The sequence below is a fragment of the Shewanella hanedai genome, from assembly GCF_007197645.1.
Lineage (GTDB): Bacteria > Pseudomonadota > Gammaproteobacteria > Enterobacterales > Shewanellaceae > Shewanella > Shewanella hanedai.
Map to the genome: position 1 here is coordinate 25,425 of NZ_VKGK01000021.1, position 26,581 is coordinate 52,005.

Annotated in this window: 18 protein-coding genes; 11 read left to right on the plus strand and 7 right to left on the minus strand. The window is 41.8% G+C overall.

All coding sequences use genetic code 11. From position 1 onward, the window contains the following. Positions 1–6: 6 nt before the first annotated feature. The 3 genes from FN961_RS16370 to FN961_RS16380 all read left to right on the plus strand — a co-directional run bounded on the left by FN961_RS16370 (position 7) and on the right by FN961_RS16380 (position 8,212). Complete coding sequence (locus FN961_RS16370) at positions 7–2,922, plus strand: valine--tRNA ligase (protein WP_144041254.1); 2,916 nt, start codon at positions 7–9, stop codon at positions 2,920–2,922. A 293-nt stretch (positions 2,923–3,215) separates the two neighbouring features. Next, entirely contained in the window at positions 3,216–5,024 is a 1,809-nt protein-coding gene (locus FN961_RS16375) for a diguanylate cyclase domain-containing protein (protein ID WP_144041255.1), read from the plus strand. 212 nt (positions 5,025–5,236) lie between these two features. After that, positions 5,237–8,212 (plus strand): ImpA family metalloprotease, encoded by a 2,976-nt coding sequence (locus FN961_RS16380; protein WP_144041256.1) that lies wholly within the window; start codon positions 5,237–5,239, stop codon positions 8,210–8,212. A 118-nt stretch (positions 8,213–8,330) separates the two neighbouring features. On the opposite strand, the gene FN961_RS16385 is transcribed toward FN961_RS16380, so the two are convergent. Beyond that, entirely contained in the window at positions 8,331–12,110 is a 3,780-nt protein-coding gene (locus tag FN961_RS16385) for a methyl-accepting chemotaxis protein (RefSeq protein WP_144041257.1), read from the minus strand. Between the two features lie 390 nt (positions 12,111–12,500). Here FN961_RS16385 and FN961_RS16390 point away from each other — a divergent pair, with 390 nt between their 5' ends. Beyond that, positions 12,501–14,033, plus strand: coding sequence for an MFS transporter (locus tag FN961_RS16390; protein WP_144041258.1), 1,533 nt, complete (start codon positions 12,501–12,503; stop codon positions 14,031–14,033). 114 nt (positions 14,034–14,147) lie between these two features. Here the strand turns inward: FN961_RS16390 and FN961_RS16395 are convergent, their stop codons facing one another. From FN961_RS16395 to FN961_RS16410, 4 genes are all read right to left on the minus strand, one after another. Next, positions 14,148–16,181, minus strand: coding sequence for an EAL domain-containing protein (locus tag FN961_RS16395; RefSeq protein ID WP_144041259.1), 2,034 nt, complete (start codon positions 16,179–16,181; stop codon positions 14,148–14,150). Positions 16,182–16,427: 246 nt separating this feature from the next. Then, complete coding sequence (locus FN961_RS16400; RefSeq protein WP_144041260.1) at positions 16,428–17,039, minus strand: acetate uptake transporter; 612 nt, start codon at positions 17,037–17,039, stop codon at positions 16,428–16,430. Positions 17,040–17,582: 543 nt separating this feature from the next. Then, a complete protein-coding gene (locus tag FN961_RS16405) occupies positions 17,583–18,284 on the minus strand; it encodes a pseudouridine synthase (RefSeq protein WP_144041261.1) in 702 nt (233 codons plus the stop codon). Continuing rightward, positions 18,284–18,916, minus strand: a complete 633-nt coding sequence (locus FN961_RS16410) for a helix-turn-helix transcriptional regulator (protein WP_144041262.1) — start codon at positions 18,914–18,916, stop codon at positions 18,284–18,286. Before FN961_RS16410 ends, FN961_RS16405 begins: the two co-directional genes overlap by 1 nt. Before the next feature lie 215 nt (positions 18,917–19,131). On the opposite strand from FN961_RS16410, the gene FN961_RS16415 reads away from it, so the two are divergent. Genes FN961_RS16415 through FN961_RS16425 form a run of 3 tightly spaced genes read left to right on the plus strand, consistent with a single transcriptional unit; the run spans position 19,132 to position 20,595 of the window. Continuing rightward, positions 19,132–19,764, plus strand: a complete 633-nt coding sequence (locus FN961_RS16415) for an NAD(P)H-dependent oxidoreductase (protein ID WP_144041263.1) — start codon at positions 19,132–19,134, stop codon at positions 19,762–19,764. Positions 19,765–19,783: 19 nt separating this feature from the next. After that, positions 19,784–20,164 carry a VOC family protein gene (locus tag FN961_RS16420; RefSeq protein ID WP_144041264.1) on the plus strand — a complete coding sequence of 127 codons (381 nt, stop codon included), beginning with the start codon at positions 19,784–19,786 and terminating at the stop codon, positions 20,162–20,164. A gap of 11 nt (positions 20,165–20,175) precedes the next feature. Further along, on the plus strand, positions 20,176–20,595 hold the full coding sequence (locus FN961_RS16425; protein ID WP_144041265.1) for a VOC family protein: 420 nt from the start codon (positions 20,176–20,178) through the stop codon (positions 20,593–20,595). A gap of 134 nt (positions 20,596–20,729) precedes the next feature. Here the strand turns inward: FN961_RS16425 and FN961_RS16430 are convergent, their stop codons facing one another. Both FN961_RS16430 and FN961_RS16435 read right to left on the minus strand, forming a co-directional pair. Next, positions 20,730–20,978: a hypothetical protein gene (locus tag FN961_RS16430; protein ID WP_144041266.1), complete on the minus strand. Its 249-nt coding sequence runs from the start codon at positions 20,976–20,978 to the stop codon at positions 20,730–20,732. Between the two features lie 320 nt (positions 20,979–21,298). Then, entirely contained in the window at positions 21,299–21,652 is a 354-nt protein-coding gene (locus FN961_RS16435; protein ID WP_144041267.1) for a TehB-like domain-containing protein, read from the minus strand. Positions 21,653–21,777: 125 nt separating this feature from the next. Between FN961_RS16435 and FN961_RS16440 the strand changes: the two genes are divergently transcribed. The 4 genes from FN961_RS16440 (at position 21,778) to FN961_RS16455 (ending at position 26,562) form a co-directional block, all read left to right on the plus strand. Next, positions 21,778–22,251 carry a YcxB family protein gene (locus tag FN961_RS16440; protein WP_144041268.1) on the plus strand — a complete coding sequence of 158 codons (474 nt, stop codon included), beginning with the start codon at positions 21,778–21,780 and terminating at the stop codon, positions 22,249–22,251. Between the two features lie 355 nt (positions 22,252–22,606). After that, a complete protein-coding gene (locus tag FN961_RS16445) occupies positions 22,607–25,051 on the plus strand; it encodes a PAS domain-containing hybrid sensor histidine kinase/response regulator (RefSeq protein WP_144041269.1) in 2,445 nt (814 codons plus the stop codon). Then, positions 25,044–25,436, plus strand: coding sequence for an Hpt domain-containing protein (locus tag FN961_RS16450; protein ID WP_144041270.1), 393 nt, complete (start codon positions 25,044–25,046; stop codon positions 25,434–25,436). Before FN961_RS16445 ends, FN961_RS16450 begins: the two co-directional genes overlap by 8 nt. Next, positions 25,381–26,562, plus strand: coding sequence for a response regulator (locus FN961_RS16455; RefSeq protein ID WP_229814713.1), 1,182 nt, complete (start codon positions 25,381–25,383; stop codon positions 26,560–26,562). Before FN961_RS16450 ends, FN961_RS16455 begins: the two co-directional genes overlap by 56 nt. The last annotated feature ends 19 nt before the right edge of the window (positions 26,563–26,581 follow it).

The window sequence follows — 26,581 nt, forward strand, 5'->3', positions numbered from 1 at the left end:
TCCTCCATGGAAAAAACATACAACCCGCAGTCTATTGAACAATCCCTTTATAAAAACTGGGAAGAGAAAGGTTACTTCAAGCCACATGGCGACGAGTCACAAGGCAACTATTGCATCATGATCCCGCCACCAAATGTGACGGGTAGTCTGCACATGGGTCATGCTTTCCAAGATACCATTATGGATACCTTGACTCGTTACCAACGTATGAAGGGCAAAAATACCCTTTGGCAGGTCGGTACCGATCACGCGGGTATTGCGACGCAGATGTTGGTTGAACGTAAACTGGCAGCCGAAGAAGGCAAGACACGTCATGATCTCGGTCGTGAAAAGTTTATCGATCGTATTTGGGACTGGAAGAACGAGTCTGGCGGTACGATCACTAAACAATTACGCCGCCTTGGTGCCTCTGTGGATTGGGATCGCGAGCGATTCACCATGGACGATGGCATGTCTGAAGCGGTTCAAGAAGTGTTTGTTCGCTTGTATGAAGATGACCTCATCTACCGTGGTAAGCGCTTAGTCAACTGGGACCCAACCCTACACACTGCCATCTCTGATCTTGAAGTTGAGAACAAAGAGAAGCAAGGTAGCCTATGGCATTTCCGCTACCCACTGGCTAACGGCGCGTTAACCGCTGATGGCAAAGATTATCTGGAAGTCGCCACCACCCGTCCTGAAACCATGTTAGGTGACAGTGCTGTTGCGGTTCACCCAGATGATGAGCGTTACGCTTCGCTGATCGGCAAGTTTATTCTACTGCCAATCGTTAACCGTCTCATTCCAATCGTTGCCGATGATTATGTCGATATCGAATTCGGCACTGGGTGTGTAAAAATCACTCCAGCCCATGACTTTAACGATTACGAAGTGGGTAAGCGTCACGCGTTGCCAATGTACAACATCTTGACCTTTGATGCGGCAATACGTTCATCGGCTGAAGTGGTTAATACAGATGGCACCAGCAACACTGATTTAGATAACAGCTTACCAGAGCGTTATGCCGGTCTTGATCGTTTCAAGGCCCGTACTGCTATCGTTGCAGAATTTGAAACTTTAGGCCTTCTTGGCAAAATCGACCCACACGGATTAAAAGTGCCTTATGGTGATCGCAGCGGCGTGGTTATCGAGCCATTATTAACCGACCAATGGTATGTATCCGTTGCCCCTATGGCGAAAACAGCCATGGAAGCCGTTGATAACGGTGATATTAAATTTGTCCCGCAGCAATATGAGAATATGTATAACTCGTGGATGCGCGATATTAACGACTGGTGTATCTCACGTCAGCTATGGTGGGGACATCGTATCCCTGCTTGGTACGACGAAGCGGGTAAAGTCTATGTTGGTCGTGATGAAGCAGAAGTACGTGCTAAGCACAACTTAGATGACGCTGTTGTTCTACGCCAAGACAATGACGTACTCGATACTTGGTTCAGTTCAGCATTATGGACATTCTCTACACTCGGCTGGCCAAAAGATACTGCTGAGCTTAAAGCCTTCCACCCAACCGATGTGTTGGTCACAGGTTTTGACATCATCTTCTTCTGGGTTGCCCGCATGATCATGATGACCATGCATTTCATCAAAGATGAAAACGGTAAGCCACAAGTGCCATTCAAAACGGTTTACGTCACTGGACTTATCCGTGATGAAGTCGGCAACAAGATGTCTAAGTCTAAGGGCAATGTGCTTGACCCATTAGATATGATTGACGGTATCGACCTTGAGTCATTAGTGGCTAAGCGTACCGGCAACATGATGCAACCAAAACTGGCTGCAAAAATTGAAAAGAGCACTCGTAAAGAGTTCGCTGATGGCATTGAGCCACACGGTACCGATGCGCTGCGCTTTACCTTGGCCTCTATGGCATCGACTGGCCGTGATATCAATTGGGATATGAAGCGTCTGGACGGTTACCGCAGTTTTTGTAACAAGATCTGGAACGCCTCACGTTACGTGTTAATGAACACTGAAGTTCAGTCAGAAAATGCTGACAGCGAAGTCGCTGGTGAGCCATTAGATTGCGGTCAGATTTTAGTTGACGGCAAGCCAGGCGAAATGGAGTTATCAATTGCGGATCGCTGGATTATCGGTTTGTTTAATGAAACCGTTAAAGCCTATGACGAGCACATGGAAAACTACCGTTTCGATTTAGCGGCAAACACCATCTATGAGTTCACTTGGAACCAGTTCTGTGACTGGTACTTAGAGCTAACTAAGCCTGTTATGCAAAGTGGCAATGAAGCTCAGCTTCGTGGTACACGTCATACTTTAGTGACTGTGCTTGAGAAGATGCAGCGCTTAATGCACCCTATGATGCCTTATCTGACAGAGACCATCTGGAAACGTGTTCAACCACTTGCTGGTGTTGAGGGTGACACGCTGATGTTGGCTTCATTCCCTGAATACCAAGCTGATAAAGTTGATGTTGAGGCGATGGAAGATCTAGAGTGGGTTAAGCAGGTGATTGTTGCTGTACGTAACATTCGCGCCGAGCTGAACATAGCACCATCCAAGCCACTTAATGCACTACTACGCGGCGTGAGCTACAAAGACAGAGCACGTCTTGAAGCGAACCAAACTTTCTTCACCACATTGGCAAGACTTGAGACGATCACCATTATGTCTGAAGACGATGTTGCGCCTATGTCGACCACTCAGTTGATTGGTGATATGGAGCTGTTGATCCCAATGGCTGGCCTTATCGATGTGGCAAAAGAAGTGGCGCGTATCGACAAACTACTTGAGAAAGCGGCCAATGAGTTTGCCCGTATTGAAGGTAAACTGTCGAATCAAGGTTTCGTGGCTAAAGCCCCAGCTGCCGTGATTGAAAAAGAGCGTGCTAAGCAAGCTGAATACCAACGCGATATGGACAAGCTAACAGAACAAAAAGCTGAACTTGCTAAGTTAGAAAGTTAATATTTGCTATAAATAATGAACGGTGATTTTTACGTTCATGGCAAAATAAAAAAGGTGGCCATTTGGCCACCTTTTTTTGTTTTAAAATAAAGTCTCTTTCACCAAAAAAGATATCTCAATCATCCACAACACTTTAAAAGCTCGACTATATTTAATACCAATCCGTATGCGGGTTAACTGCCAATCCTTTTAAATTGTGAGCTGGCAGCCGTGATCATAATAACTTGTTATTCACTTATACCAATCTAACGGTTATGACTGATGCTTCACTGTGGTTTATTTAAGGAGAAAGCATGTTCACCAATTTAAAGATCACCTACAAGTTTCCTGTGGTTATGATCTGCTTCGCACTGCTTTCAGCTTTAATCACCGCATTTATCGCATTTACCATCGCAAAAAATGAAATGACAAACTCGGCCGAAGAAAAGCTTTCTTCGTTGCTGGAATCCAGAGCTACGGCACTGAATACATATTTCTCTGTAATCGAGAAAGATCTCTTTTTTCATGCCCAAAGCCCACTAGTGATCTCTGCAATTGAACAGTTTTCACAAGCTTGGACAGCGTTAGAGAAAGATCAAACCCAGCAACTGCAGAATACCTATATCCGCATGAATCCCTTCTCCAATGAGCAAAAAAGTGCTTTCCACAAAGCCGACAATGCATCCCTGTATAACCAATATCACGCTGACTTCCACCCTACATTCACCAATTTGGTGTCCACCCGAGAGTTTCATGATCTATTTCTGTTTAACACTCAAGGGGAGCTTATCTACACCGTTAAAAAAGAGGAGGATTTTGCGACAAACCTCATCACAGGCCGCTGGAATAAAACAGAATTAAGCCGCTTAATACAGGTGATAAATGCTCAGCCGAACACAAGTAAACACCTTTTCGCCGACTTCTCTCCTTATGAGCCCAGTAATAATGCTCCCGCGAGTTTTATTGCATCGCCAGTATTCGATAAGAGCCGCCGATATATAGGGATTATCGCCTTTCAGATGCCGATTATTCCTCTAAATCGAGTGATGCAAGTCACCGCTGGGATGGGAGAAACTGGCGAAACTTACGTGGTTGGCCCAGATCTGTTAATGCGCAGTGATTCACGCTTCTTCTTGGGACAAAGCATACTGAAAACTCGGGTCGATACCATTTCGGTGCATCGCGCGCTTGCTGGAGAATCTGGTAATGCCAGAATAGAAGACTACCGAGGCATCTCTGTTTTTTCATCTTTTGCGCCTATCGATTTTCTTGGCACTCGGTGGGCCATTATTGCCGAAATTGACACAGATGAGATATTAACACCTGTCTATACCATGAACCGTTTTCTTATCTTAAGTGGTGCCATTATTGCCATCGTTATCTTCTTTCTCGGCTACCTGTTAGCCGCAGATATCTCTTTGCCCATCGTCGCCATGACCAAGATGATGACCCAGCTCTCACGCAACGATCTCAGCGTCAACATCTCAGTATCAGAGCGGAAAGATGAAGTAGGTAAAATGGCCAAAGCCATGGAGGTTTTTAAGAATAATGCTATTGAGCGGGAGCTACTGCAGACAAAGCTCAATCATATGGCCCACCATGACACCCTAACCGGACTTCCTACTCGCGAGTATGTCGGCAAACAGATGAGGGATCACCTCAGAGCCCTGCAAGCAAAAGAGAACAAACTTGTAGTCATATTTGCCGACTTAGATAACTTTAAAAATATTAATGACACTTTAGGCCATCAGGCCGGAGATCAGCTCTTAAAAGAGGTCACGGTCAGATTGTCTGACGCGATTAGAGATGAAGATGTTATCGCCAGAGTTGGCGGAGATGAGTTTTTAATTATTCTTCCCCATGTGAATGACCTCTCTGCTGTTAAACATATCGCTCATAAGATGATTGATTCACTGGCGATCAACTTTGTATTGCAGGGTAAAATATGTGAAATAGGCATTAGTTTAGGCATTGCTGTGGCGCCCGACGATGGCACAGATGAAGCAATGCTTATCAATAAGGCAGACAAAGCCATGTACCTAGCTAAACATAGAGGGAAAAATAATTTTGTCTTTGCCAATGAGCTGAACTTAACTGCCAAAGAGAGCTCTCACACCAATTAACGGTGTATTGTTTCTTATTGCCACTTTCACTCATTGTCATTGTCATTGCGGCTAACAATCAGATTTATCTCAATTTAATGACTTCCTTCTCATCTCTGCCAACATAATGGCTACGCCAATAATTTGGCTTACCCATTGTAATTTAAAAGGTTTTTGCATTTCGTTATAATTTAGTGCAAAATGCAACAAAATTGAAACCTTGGAAGTTTACGATGAAACATTGGTTACTCTTAACCTGTTTATTAATTAACATAACGGCATGTGGTGGCGGAGGCGATGACGCCGATTCAGGTGATAACAGTGGCGGTACCATAATCCCCCCCCTCAATGCAGCGCCAGAGGTTAAACTTGGCCAAGATATCGAAATTTGGAACCACCAGCCAATTACGTTAACTGCCGAGGTAAAACTGCATAACGAGGGAACGGCTAAATACCAATGGCGGATCATCAGTGGTCCTCTACTTCCTTTAAGCGGAGAAAACACTGAGAGCTTGACCTTAGATGCCAGTTCACTCATTCAAAACAGTAAGCTGCGTGTTGCACTCAAGGTGACCGATAATGCAGGGAAAAGCAGCGAAGATGAACTCACTCTCACCCTCAATGATCAGATTAGCGCAGCGGTTAGTCTTGGCGATCCCAAACTCATCAACGGGCTAGAATCAAAAGTCATTGACCGCTCACTGAGTTTGATAGATCTGTACCGTCAAGATAATGCTGATTTTCTACAGCTTATCTATCAAGATAACAACATTCACTACGACTCAGGCAAACATTCGCAGATGATCCGACTTAATCAAGCGGTTCATCGCTATCCTGAAGTGAAAAATTTCGAGTTAGTTCGCGGTACTGATGGTCGAATTTTTGCTGCAGCCAGCGATAAAAATGGACAACGAAATGCCGCCTTCGGCACTGACATCATCTCCAGCATGCAACAAGGTAACAATCTGGATTATCAGAGCAACTTCAAGCAACTGCTCGCTTGGCAGCTTGATAGCGATCAAACGCAAACTGAACAAGCGCATAGCGTCAGCTTATTTCTAATGGGAGGCAGCACTGTTTCACGGATCACCAGTTGGATAAACACTCAATATCCAAACTGGAGTGTCACCCTATGTGACGACAAAGCGGTACAATCGAGTTGCCTTGCCCAAGCAGATTTGATCATCACTGGCTCAAGTGGCGATCTCAGTGAACAAGAGGCCAGTAATCTACTCACAGCAGCTCAGCAACAAAGTACTCCCCTGCTCTACATGCACTTGCATGCTTGGAACAGCGTACCGTTAACCCAAACGGTTCTTGGCCTGATGGACTTTTCAATGCAGGGGCCAGGTGGTCCGGGGAATTTCTTTTCTCCAGATAAAGCAAAGTGGTCAAATTACACGGCGATGCTAACAGCTAAGCCTTCTCTTACTGATGAGCACTTATGGCTCTCACTATTCAAAGAAGCTTCGCCTAACTTTAATTTATCAAACTGTACCAGCAGTTGTGACACCAGTTTTAACGATGCATACAGACCGGCATTGAATACCATCAGGGCTCAACTTCAATCCCTTGATAGCCAACATCTGGATATGTTTGACCAAAGCAACTACCAACTCTATAAGTTAATCACCTTGCTTGGGGATAGTTATCGTAGTCAGTTAACTTACCCTATGGATGTAGCAACAAGCGATGAGATGGATTACCTCAAAGCCATGTTTGCTGACAATACCGTCTACAACTTTCGTGATATTAACCCTGCTCCTAAAGACTTAGGTAACTTTAGCCGTACCGACTTCTCTCATATCACCCCAAGTAACAAGACGGTTAAGATCATCAATAAGCAGGGCTTTCGCTCTGCAGGTGTTTATGCCCTGCCAGGGCAAACTGTTACTGTGACTCGAACAGACAATAATACAGTAAAGACCTGGGTATTTATCAACACTCAACGATCGGCTTCCACCCATGAATTTGCCAATAATGGTTACAACCGTCCTAAATACCTGCAATCAAGTCATATTGAGGTAAAACCAGGGCAAACAATCAAGTTCACCTCTCCTTATGGTGGCCCCATGCAGGTAAGCTTTGATAATAGCGAAGCGGCAACAACCCAGTTCAACTTTACCAATATTGGTCTGCACCCATACTGGCGTGAGGGCGATGATGGCACCCTTTTTATGCAACAGCTTGCTGATGCTGAGTTTGACTGGGCTGAGCTCGCCACAGAGCATTTTGAGGTGCATTCACGCTTAGATAAGATGAAAACGACCATGAGCCATGAGCCCCTCTGGAGTACGCCAGAAAAAATGGGCGAGGCGATCGCGACTCATGTGCACAACTACCCTCACTTGTTAGCCGGATTTAAAGGGCCAAACATCGACACAGTTAGCGAGATCACTGACTTTGCAGCGACTCAAGGCTGGAAGCTGGATAATCTGGATATGGTCAAACATATGAATGCCGATCAAGCGACCTGTGGTTCAGGTTGTTCAGGTAATCCCTATGATGCCAGTTGGTCATTCAGCCCTACTGGCCATGGTGATATTCACGAACTTGGTCACGGTTTAGAAAAATGGCGCCTACGTTTTGATGGGCATGACGGCCACTCTTCGACCAATCCTTATTCCTATTACACTAAATCTCGCGCGTTTAAAGAGACGGGGAAGCTCCCATCTTGTCAGGGATTATCAATACAGAAGGGATTTGACCTACTGCAAACCAGCATGAATCAAACCGATCCATTTGCGTATATGCAGCAAGCAAAACTCACCAGCTGGTCAGACGGTATGGCGACAATGTTGCAGATGATGATCGCGGCTCAGAAAAATGGTGCACTTGATGATGGTTGGCACTTACTGGCCAGACTGCATATTCTGCTACGTGAGTTCGAACGTGCCAAGGCCAATGATGAAACCTGGCTGGCTAAGCGTGCCAGCCTTGGCTTTGATACCTATAACCTATCGTCAGCTCAAAATATCTCCAACAATGACTTCTTATTAGTTGCCATGAGCTATTCGACTAAGCTTGATTACCGTGAGTTGTATCAAATGTGGGGGCTAGTCACTTCGCAAGCCGCTAAAGATCAAATCGCGCAATTGGGCTATACCGCGATTGATAGGCGGGTATATGTTTATGCACTTGGTGATTACTGTTATGGCTTAGACTTACAAGCAGTAGCTGTTGACGGCAACCAGGTTTGGCCCCTATAAATAGTTCAATGCCGTTATAATTAGAAGCTCACCTTTCAATTTATAATGGCTCTCTTTCTCATCAAGTTTATAACGTAAAATGAGGTGCTCTGTTTGAGCATCTCACACCAAACATGTTTTATTTACTAACAGATTGAGTCTGAAATTTGTCTATTAACTGCAGCAGACTTAATGCTTGTTGTTTCACATCTCCGACATTTTGATTCAGATTTTCCAACATTGTCGCACTCTGTTGAATGGTACTGTCAACATTCTTCATCGCTTCGGACACGTGTACCACCTGACTTTGCTGCTGTTTCATGGCTAATGTCACTTCACCAACATTATTTTTCACTCCTTCGCTAGAGATGGTGATCTCTTTAAGAAGCTGACCAGATTCGGCCACAAGCCCCGCACCAGTATTGACTCTCTCAACTGAATCATTAATCAGGTTTGATATCTCTTTAGCCGCATTGGAACTACGTTGTGCAAGGTTTCTTACCTCACCTGCAACCACGGCAAAACCTCTCCCTTGCTCTCCAGCTCTAGCCGCTTCGACCGCCGCATTGAGTGCCAACAAGTTAGTTTGAAAAGCAATTTCATCAATAACGCTAATGATATTAGACATCTTGGCACTCGACCGAGAAATGCCATTCATAGCAAGGATCACCTCATCAACAACACGCTCACCTTCGATAGCGTATTGATTGGCTTGCTCTGACATCTTTGTAGACTGCTGCGCTTTATTCAGTGTGTCACTGATTGAGGACTGCATCTGCGTCATCGCGCTAGCAATGCTTTCCACACTGGCCACTTGCTCATCAACTTGTTGGTTAAGACCGAATGTTTCATCTGAGGCTTCTAATGTTTTGTTATTGACGACGTTGGCTGCGGTGCGGATCTCATCAATCATGACAACGAGATTGTTGACAGTTCGATTGATACTCAGTTTTAAAACAGCATATTCTCCCTCTACCGCCATAGTAAACGACTCTGACAAGTTACCTTCGGCGAGTGCCACCATGACGTTCTTAGACTCATTGAGCGTCAACTCTATTGCGTCACAAGTTTGATTAACCGATCGTGAAAGTTGATTGAAGTCGCCAAACGTGTCAATTGTCACCCTTTGGTCTAACTGTCCATGTGCTAAGGAATCCATCACTTGGGATATTGCCTTAACGACTTGATCGCAGGAAGTGGCGGCATTATTAACTTCGCGGGTCAAATCTAGTAACTGGCCTTTGGCATTGACTGTAACTTGCTGATCAAACTCACCAGCAGCAACCTTTCTCATCACTGACGAGATATTGTTAATGACATCTTTAGTACCTGCTGCAGCAAGGTTTATACTCAACTTAAGCTTAGCTAAGTCGCCTTTAGCATCAACAGAAACCTGCTGACTAAAGTCACCTTCGGCCAATGAATCCATCACCCCGATGATATCCCTAACAATATCATCTGTGATGTTAGAGGCTGCATTAACACTATTTTTTATCAACGCAAGCTGGCCGTGTGCATCACAACTAATTTGCTTGCCATACACTCCCTGTTGAATTGACTCCATCACTTCGCCAATTTCATTAATAACTAACTCAGTATTTTCGATATTTTGATTGATAGCTTGCTTAAACACTTTCAACTCACCAGCGACATTACTTCCCACTCTCACGCTGTAATTACCCACCTCTAATTGCTGCATTACGCCAGTAGCATCCTGAATAAAACTGGCCATACTTTCCGCGGTTTGGTTGACCGTCATTTTAAGCGTAAACAATTGCCCCAGCGCAGGCACACTGACTCGTTGAGTAAAATCACCTTGCTGGATAGCTTTCATCACTTGATCAATATTGTGGATAATCAGCTCTGTATTTTCTATATTTTGATTGATGGCTTGTTTGAAGGTTTTTAGCTCGCCGACAACATCAACTTTCACTCTAACACTGTAATTTCCAGCCTCTAATTGCTGCATAACACCAGTAGCATCCTGAATGAAGCTGGCCATGCTTTCGGCTGTTTGATTAACTGTCACTTTAAGCGTCAACAACTGCCCTTGTGCATGTGCATTGACCCGTTGAGTAAAGTCACCTTGCTGTATAGCCTTCATCACTTGACCAATATCTTCAATAACCAGCTCGGTATTATTAATATTTTGATTGATGACTTGCTTGAAGGTATCTAACTCACCTGAAACATGCACTGAAACCCTAACACCATAATTCCCAGCCTCGACGCTTTGCATCACCGAAACGGTATCATCAATAAACGTGGCAGTGCTTTGCGCCGTGGCATTCACCATCGTCTTCAGCTCCAGCAATTGCCCTTGAGCATTGACCTCAACCCTTTGAGTAAAGTCTCCCAGTTCAATCGCCTTCATCACCCGGCCTATATCATCAATGGAATCTGTAATCGAACGAGCTGAACCATTGATAGTGCCTTTTAGATCATTCAGATCCCCAGCCATCTCAGTATTAACCCTGCGTTTGAAGTTGCCTTTAGCCAACTCTTCAACAGTGCGATTAATATCTTGTACCGCAGCATCAAGAGAATTGAGCATCTCATTGAGTGCTTGCGCAGCTTTACCCGTTTCATCGTTACTGTTGACCTTAGTGCGCATAGAAAAGCGCCACTGAGACTTAAGATCAAGGATGAAAGTTGAGAGATCTTGTATCGGTGATGCAATAGAGCGTCCAAACTTAATTGCAATGAAAATAGTCATAAACAACAAACCCACCATCATCACAATAAACAGCAATCTTAGAGATGAGATTGCAGCATAAGCTTCCTGCGTGCTTTGCTCGACCACTAACGCCCATTGGGTACCCATGACAATTAAGGGAGAATATGCAGCAACCACATCATCGCCAAGGTAGTTTTGGCTTTCAATAAACCCAGACTGATTTGCTAACGCATTAGTAATTTGAGGGGTTTCGACGGATACCTGACTTCGGGAGTTAAATGACTCTTGAACTGAGTATTTCGGGTCAAAAAAGCTATCAGAACGCATCTTTTTATCATTGCCGACAAGGTATGATTCCCCTGTTTTCCCCAAACCAAAAGTCGAACTCATAACCTGAGAAACTTGATCCAAAGGCAGTTGAAAAATTAAGACCCCTATGAGTTGTTCTTCAGCAAAAATAGGGCTAGCAATAAAGCTTGCGGGAGCTTCATAGGAGGGGGTGTAAGGGGCGTAATCAACAAAAACAGTATCTTGATTGGTAACCGCATCACGGTAAGCCTGCGCTAGCCCACTTGCCTTGTAAGGACCATGTTCAAGACTCGTTGCATAATCTAACTCTTTGTAGACCGAATAAACCACCTGATGACTCTTGGCATCAACAAGGAAAATATCGTAATAGCCGAACTCTGAAACATAATTGCTAAAATCTTGGTGATACTGACTATGTGTGCGGTCATAGCTTGTTGAGCCACCGTTATCAGTCAACTTATCTTTTTCACCAAGCGGGTAAGGGTTTAAACTGATATAACGAGTTTGTAATGCTTTCGCGATTGCTGACAGCGATGAAACTAACCTTACATCATCAATTTTATCTTTGGTATCTGCAAAGTATTTGACGGCAAACTCATCACGATAATACTGGCTTAATTGGCTCAACTCATTCTCTGGTTGTTGTTCTAAATAGCGATTAAAGCCGTTTGAAAAGTCACTTAACGCGTTACGCGCCATACTGCTTTGACTCAAGTTTTCCAGTTGCGACTGAGCCGTCGTAAAATATTGATTAATAATACTGGCTTTTAATTCCGCAACAGCGGTTAATGCAGATGACTTATCATTTGATAGGGCGTTTGAACTATTAAAAAGTGCAACCGATGCGATAATAATCGCGGGGACTAATCCTATAATTAAGAGGACAAGCGTTAACTTTCTAGCCAATAGCATATTATTAAAATAATGAGTCATGTCTTGCCTTCCTTCGTGACACAGATAATCAAGCGTCCTGTATTTCTGACTAATTCGTTATTTTCACCGTACATCCGATTAACTATAGTTCAATAGGTTAAGGTTAAGGTGAAGGTGAAGGTGTAAATTATGCCTCCCTCTTCTATCCCTGCCCCTCTTACGGTTTCACCTTCATTTTCAATACCGAACAATTGATTTGGATACTTATGCTAAACAGGTTTCATTTTCACGCAATCGCTTGGTGTTTCTCAGTCGAATTAGGTAAAGTGTCAGCTATGGTTACAACTGGTTAGCCTTGTGGCACATCTTCGATGTACTTAATTGACCTCTTTAAATCAAGCAATCAAAACTGATAACAATAAATAATAATTATAAAATTAAAGGAAAGGTATGAGCGATTCCAAAAATGCTTACGCAGATAACGATCTGCGGGAAGTGAAACAGCTAGGCATGTGGGCTTCTATTGCCAGCTTAAGTTATATTTTCTGGATTGTAGGCGGAATGGAGCTCGTTGAGCGTATTGCCTATTACGGTGTTAAAGCCAGTGCGGGGCTTTACGCTAAAGCGCCAGTGTCTGAGGGAGGCTTAGGAATAAGCCTTAGCGACTACGGTATCATTCTTGCGATTTGGGCCATGATGCAGACCTTCATCCCTGTCTTTACTGGCGGTATATCCGATAGAGTAGGATACAAAGAGACCATCTTCGCATCCACCATCATAAAAATCTCTGGCTATTTGGTCATGGCTTTCTTCCCTAATTTTTATGGTTTTCTGTTCGGCGCAATATTGCTCGCTGGAGGAACTGGGATATTTAAACCTGGGATTCAAGGCACCTTAGTCCTCTCAACAGGGAGGCAGAACACCTCTATGGCTTGGGGCATCTTCTACCAAGTAGTCAATATTGGTGGCTTCTTGGGTCCACTAGTTGCCGTGCACATGCGCCAACTCTCTTGGGATAATGTCTTCTTCGCCTGTGCCGCTATCATTTCACTTAACTTCCTATTTTTACTCGCCTATAAAGAGCCAGGCAAAGAGGAACGTTTAGAACGTAAGCGTAAGGTAGAATCCGGTGAAATCCAGCAACAAGCACTCTGGAAAGATGCGCTTCATGAGCTTAAAAAACCCGTGGTTATCTACTACATGTTGGTATTTGCAGGCTTCTGGTTCTTGTTCAACTCATTATTTGATGTCTTACCGATTTATATTGCCGAATGGGTTGATACCAGCGTTATCGTCACCTCGCTATTTGGTGCTGAAGGGACCTCAAACGGTTTCTTTCAATTCTGGCTAGGTTTGGATAATACTGGCACAAAAGTAATGCCTGAAGGCATGCTGAACCTCAATGCTGGTATGATCATGACCACCTGTTTCTTAGTGGCTGCACTTACAGCAAAATATCGAATTACGACAGCCATGTTAGCTGGATGTGTGCTGAGTATTTTCGCCTTCGTATTGATTGGTGCAACCAATGCAGCTTGGATGGTCGTTCTGGCCATTGTCATGTTCTCATTTGGCGAAATGATGATAAGCCCAAAGAAAAATGAGTTTATGGGAAATATTGCTCCTGAAGGCAAAAAAGCCATGTACTTAGGTTTCGTCATGTTGCCACAAGGCATAGGTTGGACCCTAGAGGGATATTACGGTCCTAGACTCTATGAGATCTATGCGTCAAAAGAAATTTTCTCACTTGAGTTACTATCACAGCGTGGTATGAGCGCCCAAGAGATAAGTGCTATCCCTCAGGGAGAAGCGTTCACCACGTTAGTCGCTTACACAGGGGAATCAGCACAAATGCTAACAACCTTGTTATACAACACCCATGATGTCGGCATGGCTTGGTATATTATTGCAGCTATAGGCACAATCTCTGCTGTTGGTATTTATCTGTATGGTAAGTGGTTATTGAAATTACAACAAAGTTAACGGTGATGAGTCATTATCAGCATTAGTGACTGCTGAAACATATTCATCGATACGAAGTAAACAACTTGAATAAGGAGAACTTAGTGCTCTCCTTATTCAATAATAGAAGAGCTATTAATCATTACCCCTAGGAGATTCAAGCTCGTTAATCGACTGAGCATATTTTTTGGCTTCTAGCATCGGCATCGCCTTGGCGTACAACCAACCTTGAATGTAATCGACCCCAGCTAGCTTGACAAAATCGGCCTCCTCCTTCGTTTCGACCCCTTCAGCGATCAAGGAAAAACCCAAACTCTTACATAGCATACAAGTGTGCTTATAAAGAGTTTTCCCCTTGGAATTAGAGGTGTACTGAAGAATACTTCTATCTAGTTTGACCCCATTAACACTTATTTTACTCAGTAAGCTTAAGCTCGAGAAACCCATTCCGAAATCATCAAGCACAAAGGAGAAACCATGATTACTTAACAGAGCAATGCACTCCTCAACCCGTTTTAGATCGGACATAAAAACTGACTCGAGCAGTTCAATTTCAATGCTATCAGCCATCAAGCCCAACATCCCTATCAAGCTATCTTGCATCTCTTGCTCTAAAATATTATTAGGGTTTAAATTGATACTGACTTTGGGATAAAAGCCTTCCGCTTGCCACTGTTTAAGATCATCAGCAACGGTCTTAATCACAAAATTGTCGATTAGATTATCGTAACCAGCATCATCAAATTCTTTGATAAAGAAGGGACCGACAATTTTTCCAGACTCCATTTGCAACCTCAACAATGCTTCAAATCCAGTCACCTTATTTGTCTCTAAGCTGATTTTAGGCTGATAATGCAGCAGTAATTCACCATTTAACACTTCGCGAATTGTTTTCTTTAACTTATTCCCCGCCGCTAACTCTTCAGACTGTTTTTGAGAATAATTAAGTTCAGATAATCGAGCAAACCCCGTTTGCAACTGCATCTTATTCTCCAGCATATTCTCAGACACACTACCGTTATTTATCAATTCATACCGACGAACAAATGGCAAATAGATCAAAATATTGAGCACTATTAATCCAGCCTGGAAAGCAACAACAGCAAAGTTATCGCTGGCAATATAGGCATTTAATAATGGTGGAGTGATCCAAGCAAAACCTTGGCCATTAAACGTCAGTAATCCCGACGAAACAGCAAAGTAACCAATAAACATATTCATACAGGGTAAAAGTACAAATGGGATCATCAACTTCAAATTAAAAGTAATAGGGAGGCCATAAATAAGAATTTCATTAATATTAAAAAATGAAAAAGGCAGCGCGATTTTGGCAACATTTAAAGAGCTGCTATCTTTTGAAGAGATAAATATCGCAATGATAAGCGCCATGGTTCCGCCACTGCCGCCAAACAAGATAAAAATGTCCATAAACTGAGTGATAGTTAAATGAGGAAAAATCTCCCGCAACCCATTATCTGTGCCCACGAACAATTGAAAAGTAATATCACCATGCACTCCAATAGACCAAAGAATGTGGGTAGTGAGTACTCTAAAGAACACCTCACCAAAGTTACCGGCATTGGCAAGCTCCTCTACTGACAGTTCAAATAGAAATTCAACGACATAACTTAACGTAAAAACAGCCAGAGTGACGATTAAGAAACTTATCATCATAGGAACAAGTAAATTTAAGTGCTGTTTTAAATATTCACTTAAATTAGCCGTTTTTATAAAACTCAGGATTTCAATCCCTGCCATTTTTTGTAGAGTATAAGCCATTAAAATTGGAATGATGACAGCTCTTGGATCTGCCAACATCTCAGAGAAATGATAAAAGACTTCTATCGTCGAAACCGGATGAACATGGAGCGAAATTAACGTCACAATTGATAAAGAGGCCAATGCGACAGGTGAAAGGTTTAAATATTTTGCAAAATGGATAGAAATTGACAATAGAACTAAAAAGGGGAAAAAAGCATGCAGATTTATACTAAATTGACTAAACCAAATATAATTTTGGCTTTGCTCCCATATAGGTTGCCATACGTTCACCAACGCTAATATCAGCGAAAGAAATGAATTAATGACAATAAATGGAATTAGAGCAACAAAAGACTCTTTGATTGCTATTAGAAAAATACGATCTGAAGACTGCCACATCCTTGGCATATAAAACCCTCACAAGCAAAACCATAGGCATTCTGACCGCAAAACAATAATACAACAACCGTTAATGTCGCCAGAGAACAATAAAGCAGTTGGTAAACACTAGGCTGAATTAAGGTGTTTTAAATACAGGTTTTAATTTCAGGTATGTGCAGAGTTAATAATACTAATCAGTAAAGCTCTATTTCTAGAAACAAAAAAAGCTAACATAAATGTTAGCTTTTTATATTTTTAGAAAAATAACAGTTATTAAGCAGCTTTTAGCTGGGTTTCAACTTGAAGCGGCTTTATCTCTTTTACCGCAAGTTCGCCCACAGGCAAAATAGTACGGCCATACTCAGCATTTAGTACTTGCGCCATTGCAAAGTAGATAGCGCTGGCACCACAGAAGATACCTTCGAAACCAGCAATAGTGCCAATTAATGCACTACCAGTGAAATCTTTAGCTGCTAATAGGAAAAAGAGTACGGTAAGCGAACCAAAAACAACCTGTTTAGCACGTGGGTAACGTAGTGAACCTACGAACATAAATGCGGTGAAGATACCCCATAATGTTAAATACCAACCCATAAAACCAGCAGGACTTGCTCCACTTAGCCCCATTTTAGGCATAACAAGTAGGCCAACCAAAGTTAACCAGAATAAGCCGTATGAAGTGAAAGCTGTGGTACCGAATGTATCACCACGTTTAAAGCACATAATGCCAACGATCACTTGGCCTATGCCACCATAGAAAATGCCCATGGCTAAAATCATGGAATCAATCGGGAAAAAACCCGCATTATGAATGTTTAACAGTATGGTGGTCATACCGAAACCCATCAGCCCTAATGGCGCTGGGTTAGCTAGCTTAGTTGACATCTATTTTCCCTACAGGAATTTTCTAACAAAATTGAATTTATTTAAATATACCTAGCACATCGCTCGACGCTAATAAGTCCTTCATCTAGAAATGGCGTGGGTATAAATCATGCGCGGCGCATTCTAGTGGAAGGGATCTAACAGATCAAACGAGAAAATCTAGTCTATAAATTAGAAAATGATGGGGGAAGAAAAATAGTCAGATTACACATACTTGTTGATAATGAAGGTACTATTTTAATATTATCATAAGCTTAACAAGCATTATCATTAATTCTCATTCGAAAATTATTTTATCAAATTTATTAATAATTCAATATTTTCAACAGGTTAACTATGAAAGGAAAAACTCATATTCAGATCAAATACAGCTAAAGCCGGCATTGATCTCTAAAACCGGAAAAACAAGATCGGCATCACACATAAGGTCTATATCAAAGAGGTTTTACCAATGGTCAAAGGTTGAAATAATGACCTAAGCAACCACGGATCACACTTAAGCAAACAAGTTAGCCATGCATCACAAAACTAACATTATTTTAGCTACCCCTTAATTTCATCTCCGGTTAAGGGGCGACTCTGTCCGACTGCTAACTCGCTATCGAGCATAATATTGCCTACAGAGATCCGGTGCAAACCAATAACAGGATTGCGAAAACGACCAAACATACGCTTGATTTGATGATAACGTCCCTCATAAAGCGTGACCAACGCAGTATGACTGTCGATGATTTCAAGCTCCGCTGGCAAGGTGGTGATATCTTCAAACTCAAAATACATACCTTGCTCGAATGCGGAAATATATTCAGAGGTTAATGGGTTTTGCAGGTGAACACGATACAGCTTGCCCACTTTATGTTCAGGATCCATCAAGCGTTTAGACCAACGACCATCATTAGTTAACAGTACCAGTCCCGATGTATTGAGATCCAATCGACCGACGATATGCAAGCTCTCCTTATTATCCCATTCGAGAAGGTCAATCACAGTCTTATGCTTATCATCGACTGTCGCACTGACAACCCCTACAGGTTTGTGCAGCATCACATAACAGGCCTGATTTGCTTGTATCACCTTATCGTCTACACAGATATGAGAAAACTCATCCACGATTAAATCAATATCCCGTGCAAGTTCACCATCGACCTTAACTTGCCCTTTGGCTAACATTAAACGAACATTTTTTCGATTAACCTGGAGATGCTGACTGATAAATCGGTCTAAACGGGCACGTTTCGATTCCACTATTTTATCAACTCGTTAGTAGGAATAACTTTATAGGCGCAGCGACGAGCACCTTCAATAATATGCTCTTCACGGCTAACTGACGCGGTGTCATTGAGTAACGTTTGAAATAAGTTCAGCTCAGAACGACAAAAACTCAAACATTGACTTGCCGCGGCACAGATTGGGCAATGGTTTTCCAATAACCAATAAAAATCAGCTTCTTGAGTGACCGTTGCCATATATCCTTCTGCTGACCTAAGTTCAGCTAAGGCCGTAAGCTTGGCCACCAACGTCACTTCCTCCTTCAGCCTTTTTTGATACAAAGCCAGTGAGGTCTCCTCTCGATGAGTGATCAACTTATCTAAACCTGAATCACCAAAAATCGTGATCACAGAGTCAATCAATTGCACAGAGAGCTCTTCATGACGATCACCGAAGTGACTATTGCTCTTCGATGTCAAAGACCAGACTCGAGTAGGACGCCCTCGGCTCGCTTTGATATCCTCAAAAATAACATCCCCTTCATCCTCAAGCGCTTGCATATGTTGCCTTACACCCATGGTCGTTAATGACAGCTCACTGGCGAGCACTTTCGCCGTTTGTGGGCCTTGGGTTTTAAGGAGTTGAATGATTTTTTCGCTGGTTTTCATGGCACCTCTCACATCTGACTTTGTTGCCATAACATCATGATTCTCGGCAGCTGGAAATCATAATTGAACTGACTCTATTCCCTCTATTATTACCGATCCAATTATTAAGTAAACTTTTTTATTTACTTTATTTACTTTATTTACGTCACAACCTTTACTTTATTAAGTAAAGTAATTACATTATAAAACATTAAATAAACAAAAAGGCTTACTAAATGAATTTACTTATTGTCAGCGGCAGCCAACGAACCCAATCTCAAAGCGCCAAAGTCGCAAGCTATTTGAGTAAGGCTGCTACTGAATATTCAGAGATCAGTCATATCGAACTCTGCCGTCATAAACTGCCTTTCTGGGACGGTGAGCCGGAAAGTAAATTAGGTAAGGGAAACCCGTGGCCTTTAATCAGTCAAAAGGTCAAACGAGCAGATGCTTTGATATTGTTCACCCCTGAATGGGGAGGAATGGCGTCGCCCTTACTCAAGAATTTTCTGCTTATGTGTGATAACCAAGAAACGGCACATAAGCCCGCTTTGTTAGTGTCTGTTGTCAATGGCATTAGCGGGGCTTATCCAATCGCTGAACTGAGAATGAATGCACTCAAAAACAATAAATTAGTGGCTCTTCCTGACCACCTAATCATACGCAATGTCGCAGAAGTGCTAAATGAAGAGTCTGTTCAAACTTTGTCTAGTGATTTGAGTGAACAGTCGAGAAATACCGACCTTAAAGCCCGTATTCAATACAGTCTGCATATGCTCTATCAATATGGCGAAGCGCTGAGTGGTATCCGCAAGAAACATCAATCCAAACCTTACCCAAAACAACAAGAGTACATCTACGGCATGTAAACTGATTTAGAGGCAAAAAATGAACATGAACCAAGTGACATTTCCAGTCAATAATATGCCAACAGCCACAGAGTTTTATCGACTGATGGGATTTACTCAAATAGTCGATACACCTCATTATGCTAGATTTGAGTGTAGTGACGGACACGCCAGTTTCTCACTCTCTCTACAACCGTCTGAAGAGAAGAACTATGGGGTGATCTATTTTGAACACCAAGATCTTGACCAACTTGTTGCCCAACTGATCGCCAAAGGCTTTCACTTTGATCAAATGCCAACAATGGAAAGCTACCTATGGCGTGAAGCAGTACTGCATGACCCATCTGGTAACAAAATTAAACTTTACTGGGCAGGTGAAAACCGACTCAATCCTCCATGGAAAGTTCAACAGGATAAATAAAGGAGTTACTTATGATCCATCTAGAGCATCTCAACTTAGTGGTTACAGACATTCCGACAACACTGACCTTTTACCAAGCAGCCTTTCCACACTGGAACATTCGTGGTGGCGGAGAAGCGGATTGGCACGGAAAGCAAAGAAACTGGATTCACTTCGGTGATGACTATCAATACCTCACTTTCAACGATGACGGTGTGGGTGAAAATAGAGAGTTAAGTGGGCATCAAGTGGGCTTAGCGCATTTTGCTTTTGTCACCTCGGACATTGACGCTGTAATAGCACGATTATCTCAAGCAGGGTTTAACGTCAACAAAGATGGTGCTATCGACGAGTTTAGGAAGAATATCTACTACCTTGACCCTAACGGCTACGAAGTGGAATTTGTGCAGTATTTAAGTGATATACCCACACAGCGAAATAGATATGATTAGTAAATGGAATAATTAATGAAAAGAATTGAACCTGATCAATTCAATCTCTTTCATTAATCTATCTGTGTTCGCATAATGTGAACCGCTAAGCGAATAGCCATAAAACGACTTCTACGGCCAATGCTTTTAAATGTTTATCCTAACCAAATGGCTAATGCCAATAAGATAAGATAGAAGAAAAAACCTGAAACATACGCAGAGAAAAAATCATTCTTTGCTAGTTGTTTCTCATTACTGAAAAGAGAAGGGAAATAGAGTGGCTTTCGAACTCGACCAAAGGTAATCAGCCTAAGCACTATAGCCCCTGTGGTATATAGGATAAAGGAGAGTAAAAACTCCCAAACAAACCAGAAAAATAGTTCTGCGATGCTACCAATTAACATATCTTCCCCTCGTTTAATTCCTAAACACGATTGATTCGTATAGTATTAATAAACGGGCTAACTAGCCCCAACTTACGCTTGATCTATCCTCTTCATTTAAGAGTTACAGTGAAAATATCAAGCGTTACGTTACTCTATCGTTCTCATCTGTAAGTGTCATGTTAAGTTTTGTTAACCAATGGTTTTGTGCTCATTCGCAGCAACAGCTGAAGCATTAATGGCAGTAGATTCATATTTTAACTGGAGGACTAAGAAGGCGGGAATAAAGTTATTACTTGTCTATAAAAATAGAGTCGGAAAACCAAGCGATTGCCAACATTTTACTTCTGTTTGGCCATTTGTGTTTCGCTCTCCGTCTCAGTTTGGTTTGTCTCGGGTTCCGCTAAAGAAAAGAAACGGATCTCGAACTCTAGATCTTCACTCGCAGGTTCTAATCTATGCAGATAATAAGGGTGAGCCATAGCAGTTTCATTCGCTTTGATGAGCACTTCTTTCTCGGCACTTTGAGTCCCATTCTTATAACCAAAAAACTTCAAGTGACCATTAAGGACATGGACTTGGCCATAAACCCCTTTTCTTGTGTAGTGAGGCTCTAGCAATACTTTAGGTACGCTTTCATTAGTAAAAATACCTGTTGACTCAAAATTAGTGTAACCCTTTGGAATAAATGACATCACTAAACCTAACCCTAAATAACGGACACTGCTTTAGTGTAGATGGCGACCGCTGACAAAGACAATATTGGCTTTGAAGAATTCAAAGGTTAAACTAGCGGCATCACTTACTCATATATATCCAGATGACCTCCCCTTTTCACTATAAAAAATCGTATGTATTAGACAGAGACTACTTTACCGAGTGTTTTGAAGAATCCGTTACTTCAGATAAGAGCGTGAAAGCTTACCAGAAAGCCATCGCTTTCTTTCTCATTGGCACGGCATTGCTGCTCACTGGCGTCAATGCTTATGCATCACTATTTATTGTCGGACTTGGTGCAGTAGAGGCCTTAAGCGTAAAGTTTAAGAAGACATGGTGGCTGTGGCGTCAAATGATGAGTAAAGCAGCAGGTAATGAAGTTCAACTTGTCTTAGACGAACAAGGTATACATAGTCAGTCTGAATATGTAAACAGCCATATTCTCTGGAAAGATATCATTGAACATAGCAGCACAAATAGAGGTTACCTCTTAAAACAACTTGCAGGAACTAACTACCTTTCGAAACGAGTGTTAGACGATAACTCAATCGACTTTATCAAAAAAAAGCTGAAATAGAGAACACCAATGAGGGCGAATTATGCCCTCAATTTGATGATGCTATTAGTCCCATAACCCCTTCAGATATTTCAATATCCTTAGCTCTTCTACCCACTTTTACAGCAGGTAATTAACAAAGCTAAATAGTAAACAACTGCTATCCTTATTAAATGATATAAGACATTTAAAGGTACGGTTACGCTATGCATTCGAGTTCAGCATTTATCTCGATATCACCTCCTAATATGGCTTGCAGTAAACAAGCTAAAAGCTCCTCTACAAGCCAAATACTGGAGCACATCTCCAAACTCAATTTGGACATGGCTAACTCTATATCTGTTTTCTTACCTTCTATAACGACGAGTGCTATTTGATGCAGAGTCAAAACAAAAACCAACCATCAAAGATTGAATTATCCGAGAGTAAATTGCTTCGTTTATCCGATGCTATAAGCCAAGCAAATATTGGCATGTGGGAATACACTCCTGATACCCAAAAGTGCTATTTCTCTGGAAAACTCAAGGAATTAATTGGAGTATCAATTACTAGCCCTTTCACTTTCAGTGATTTAAAGGAAAAAACGCATCCAAACGATCAAGGTAAATTTGACGTTTTTAACGCCGAAAATCTTCAATCAAACACCCAGCATAATTTTGATTTAAGACTCACGGTCAATAAGGATGAACTTTGGTTTTCACTAAAAAGCCAAGTCTCTATATCCCAAGATAAAAAAGTCACCTTCACTGGTACTTTGTCCGATTGCACTTGTGCTAAAGAAACAGCCTCAGCACTAAAGCTCGCGATTCATACAAAAAATAATATTCTAGATGCTGGAAATATAGGGCAATGGCAAGCTGAACGTAATGAAAAAGACCAATGGATATGGCGCTGGGATAAACGTACTAACGAGGTATTTGCTCAACAATCACAAGATATTGACAGCTTAAATGCCTGGGGGAAAAGACTGCATCCAGATGATCAGCAATCCGTACTCAACGCCCTAAAACTGTCTTTAACCACTGGTGAACAGTTTGATGAACAGTACCGAACATTGCTCCCAAACGGTGAAATAATCAATGTTCACGCAAAAGCCAAAATAGGTAGAGATAACCAAAATAATATCAGTTGGCTTGATGGGATTTGCGTTAACCAAACTGCATTTTTCAAGATTCAAGCAGAACTCCAAGAGGCTAACAACCAAGCAGAAGCAAGGGTGCATAAACGAACCCAAGAGTTGCAACAAGCTAAAGAAAGAGCCGAGCAAGCCAATCAAACCAAAAGTGCTTTTCTCTCAATGATGAGTCACGAACTTCGAACACCGATGAACGCAGTACTCGGCTCGTTAGATTTGCTCTCTCTATCTAAGCAAACACCCGAATCTAAAGATCTTATTGAAACTGCCACCACGTCAGCACAAAATCTTATCGTTATTCTAAATGACATCTTAGACATCAATAAAATAGAAGCGGGGAAAATGCAGCTTGAACAACGGGATTTCTCTATTGCAGAGATTATAGATAATGTAATCAAAGTCTATTACCCCATTGCTGACGGTAAACAGATAAAACTGCGCGTTAAAGAAGACCCACTTATCCCTAACCTTCTCGAAGGAGATGCCGTAAAAGTACGTCAAATAATCTTCAATCTACTCGGTAATGCATTAAAGTTCACGTCAACAACAGCAGAAAAACAGGGCGAGGTGCTATTAGATATCCATATTGTCGAGCACAATAATATTATCTATAAAATTGCATTTTCTATCATAGATAACGGTATTGGGATCGAGAAAAAGACACAACAGAAATTGTTTACTCCATTTATTCAAGCCCAACTTTCAACAACTCGAGAATATGGGGGCACTGGTTTAGGACTGGCTATTTGTGGCAATTTAGCGCAATTGATGGGAGGGCAAATATCATTGACGAGTAGCCCCAACGAGGGAGCAACCTTCAAGGTTGAACTGCCGTTCTGGCGCTCAAAGAGTCAGACGTCCCCTTCACAAGACTTACTCGATAACACCAACATCGCAGTCATTAACCTTGATGAAAGTGAAAATCTTCAACAGAGTGTCATCCAACACCTTGAGAGTGAGGGGGCGCAAACAAGGGTATTTAAACCAGAAAACATCCCTGCAAATATTGCAGAAAGTGACATGATTTTGTTACTTGCTCACTCTGACAAAGTGTTCCCTCAGCTTGAAAATATTTATCACCAATATGTCGACGACATACGTTTACTCATTGCAGTATCTAGAGAGGAAATCAGCACCTTACGGAATTTACTCCCTCAAAGTACCATTCTGCCAACATCGCCAATGACTCGTTTACAACTCCTTAATTCAGTCAAAAATTTCATGGATAATGAACTATGCTTAGAGTTAGATGAGCTGGAGTTAGACGACCTCCCCATAACGCCAAAACCAATGGAGGAGATATCGGATCAAGTGAATGTTTTAGTTGTTGAAGACAACCCACTAAATCAAAAGTTAATAGTGAAACAACTTTCCACCCTAGGCTACCAGTGCGATCTGGCTAAAGATGGACTAGACGGAATAAAACATTGGGAAAATACCGACTATAAACTTATTTTGACTGACTGCCATATGCCAAACCTTGACGGCTATGACATGACAAAAAGAATTCGTGATTTAGAAAAGCAGTACAGCAAAAAATCCACACCAATCGTCGCTGTTACTGGAGCCGCAATGACTGGAGATGAAGATCACTGCTTATCAACAGGAATGAACGATTTTGTTAGCAAGCCCATTTTATTAAAGGACTTGAAGCAAGTCATTGAAAAATGGTACGCGAATGACTGAAAAAAACTTAGAGATATTGAATAAAAATATAATGTTAGATCTAATTGGGGATGACCCAGTGATGATCAAACAGTTTGAAATTGATTTCTTAAAGCAGGCAAAAGAATCACTACAAAAGCTAATCCTTATGTATAACCAAGGATCTTTTAGCGGCGTTAAGGAAGAGGCTCACTTTTTAAAGACATCAGCCGCTGCCGTAGGTGCTGAACAAACATCATACCTACTAAAAGCACTTGAATTATCAGGTGAAGAAGAGGATAAGCCAAAGTGCAAAAGATTGATTGTAAATATAAAAACGTCCTTACAGCAAGTCCGTGGAGCAATTATAGATGACAGCGCATCCAACTCCGGCTTGTCGCCATCCCAAGGTGATAATGCTTCATGATAATGAAGACGATATTCTAGGCGCAGCAAGCATTATCGCTGAACAGGTCGAAGAATACCGAACAATACCGGTTGAGAATGATATAGGCGAACTCGTAAAAAAATATCGACCTTCGGTCATTATTTTTGCTCTCAGTAGTGTGCAAAAAAGTATTGAGCTTTACACTCAAATCATCACAGATAAAAACATAGACTACCCCCACCACAGTATTTTGCTGTGTAAAAATCGTGAATCGGGAGTTGCATTTAGATGCTGCATCAAAGGGTTGTTTGATAATTATTTTGTTTATCAACCACTTTATGAAAAGTTCCGCCTAAAAATGATCATTCACATGGGGTTGCAGATAAGTCAGTCCAACGAGCAGTATGTTGGATTCCAAGATGAGCAACTTGAAAGCATTGAAGAAGAACTTGCTCAAATGATCGATGAAGGTAAGGAATGTAAACGCTCCTTACTCGACTCTATTGCTGATTGCAAAAAGAGCCTAAAAAATGCCAATGAAGAAGCAGAAAAAGCATCGATTTCTGCAGTACTTATTCAAAAAATCAATGAAACACACATTGAACCTTTGCTTGCCGAATTAGAAATTAATATTAAAACTGGCTTAGATAAAATGATAAACCAACTCCTCATTAATCAAGTTGGGGTCAAGGAGCTTGAAGCTAGAGTCGAAGAGATGAATAAAGTTTCGGTACCAGACCAACAAAGCATACTTGAGGCTTTATCAAATACAGCGAGTGCGTTAAGTAACCCGCCTAAAGATGCGCAGAAAATACTGGTCGTAGAAGACAATCAGCTATACCGAGACATGTTAGTCAACATTTTAGTGAAGGAGGAATATAATGTTGATGAGTCCGCAGATGGCCTAAATGCATTAAAAAAGATAAAAAATACTCAATATGATTTAGTATTAATGGATCTCTTTATGCCAAATCTTGATGGGATAAATGCCACCAAACAGATAAAATCCATAACAGGTGGAAAGAAGCTTCCTGTCATCGCGCTCACCGGAAATAAAAATAAAGACCTAATAAAAACCTGGGCAGAGCAGGGACTGAAAGGCTATATTCTCAAACCATCCAGTAAAAAAGAGATCCTTGAAGCCGTGGGCAAAATACTTAACTAGTATTATCTTTCATCTCAAA

Excerpts from the sequence above, each read along its gene's own strand:
- FN961_RS16370 (WP_144041254.1), top strand. The coding sequence starts at position 7 with ATGGAAAAAACATACAACCCGCAGTCTATTGAACAATCCCTTTATAAA.
- FN961_RS16375 (WP_144041255.1), top strand. The coding sequence starts at position 3,216 with ATGTTCACCAATTTAAAGATCACCTACAAGTTTCCTGTGGTTATGATC.
- FN961_RS16380 (WP_144041256.1), top strand. The coding sequence starts at position 5,237 with ATGAAACATTGGTTACTCTTAACCTGTTTATTAATTAACATAACGGCA.
- FN961_RS16385 (WP_144041257.1), bottom strand. The coding sequence starts at position 12,110 with ATGACTCATTATTTTAATAATATGCTATTGGCTAGAAAGTTAACGCTT.
- FN961_RS16390 (WP_144041258.1), top strand. The coding sequence starts at position 12,501 with ATGAGCGATTCCAAAAATGCTTACGCAGATAACGATCTGCGGGAAGTG.
- FN961_RS16395 (WP_144041259.1), bottom strand. The coding sequence starts at position 16,181 with ATGCCAAGGATGTGGCAGTCTTCAGATCGTATTTTTCTAATAGCAATC.
- FN961_RS16400 (WP_144041260.1), bottom strand. The coding sequence starts at position 17,039 with ATGTCAACTAAGCTAGCTAACCCAGCGCCATTAGGGCTGATGGGTTTC.
- FN961_RS16410 (WP_144041262.1), bottom strand. The coding sequence starts at position 18,916 with ATGAAAACCAGCGAAAAAATCATTCAACTCCTTAAAACCCAAGGCCCA.
- FN961_RS16415 (WP_144041263.1), top strand. The coding sequence starts at position 19,132 with ATGAATTTACTTATTGTCAGCGGCAGCCAACGAACCCAATCTCAAAGC.
- FN961_RS16420 (WP_144041264.1), top strand. The coding sequence starts at position 19,784 with ATGAACATGAACCAAGTGACATTTCCAGTCAATAATATGCCAACAGCC.
- FN961_RS16425 (WP_144041265.1), top strand. The coding sequence starts at position 20,176 with ATGATCCATCTAGAGCATCTCAACTTAGTGGTTACAGACATTCCGACA.
- FN961_RS16430 (WP_144041266.1), bottom strand. The coding sequence starts at position 20,978 with ATGTTAATTGGTAGCATCGCAGAACTATTTTTCTGGTTTGTTTGGGAG.
- FN961_RS16435 (WP_144041267.1), bottom strand. The coding sequence starts at position 21,652 with ATGTCATTTATTCCAAAGGGTTACACTAATTTTGAGTCAACAGGTATT.
- FN961_RS16440 (WP_144041268.1), top strand. The coding sequence starts at position 21,778 with ATGACCTCCCCTTTTCACTATAAAAAATCGTATGTATTAGACAGAGAC.
- FN961_RS16445 (WP_144041269.1), top strand. The coding sequence starts at position 22,607 with ATGCAGAGTCAAAACAAAAACCAACCATCAAAGATTGAATTATCCGAG.
- FN961_RS16450 (WP_144041270.1), top strand. The coding sequence starts at position 25,044 with ATGACTGAAAAAAACTTAGAGATATTGAATAAAAATATAATGTTAGAT.
- FN961_RS16455 (WP_229814713.1), top strand. The coding sequence starts at position 25,381 with ATGACAGCGCATCCAACTCCGGCTTGTCGCCATCCCAAGGTGATAATG.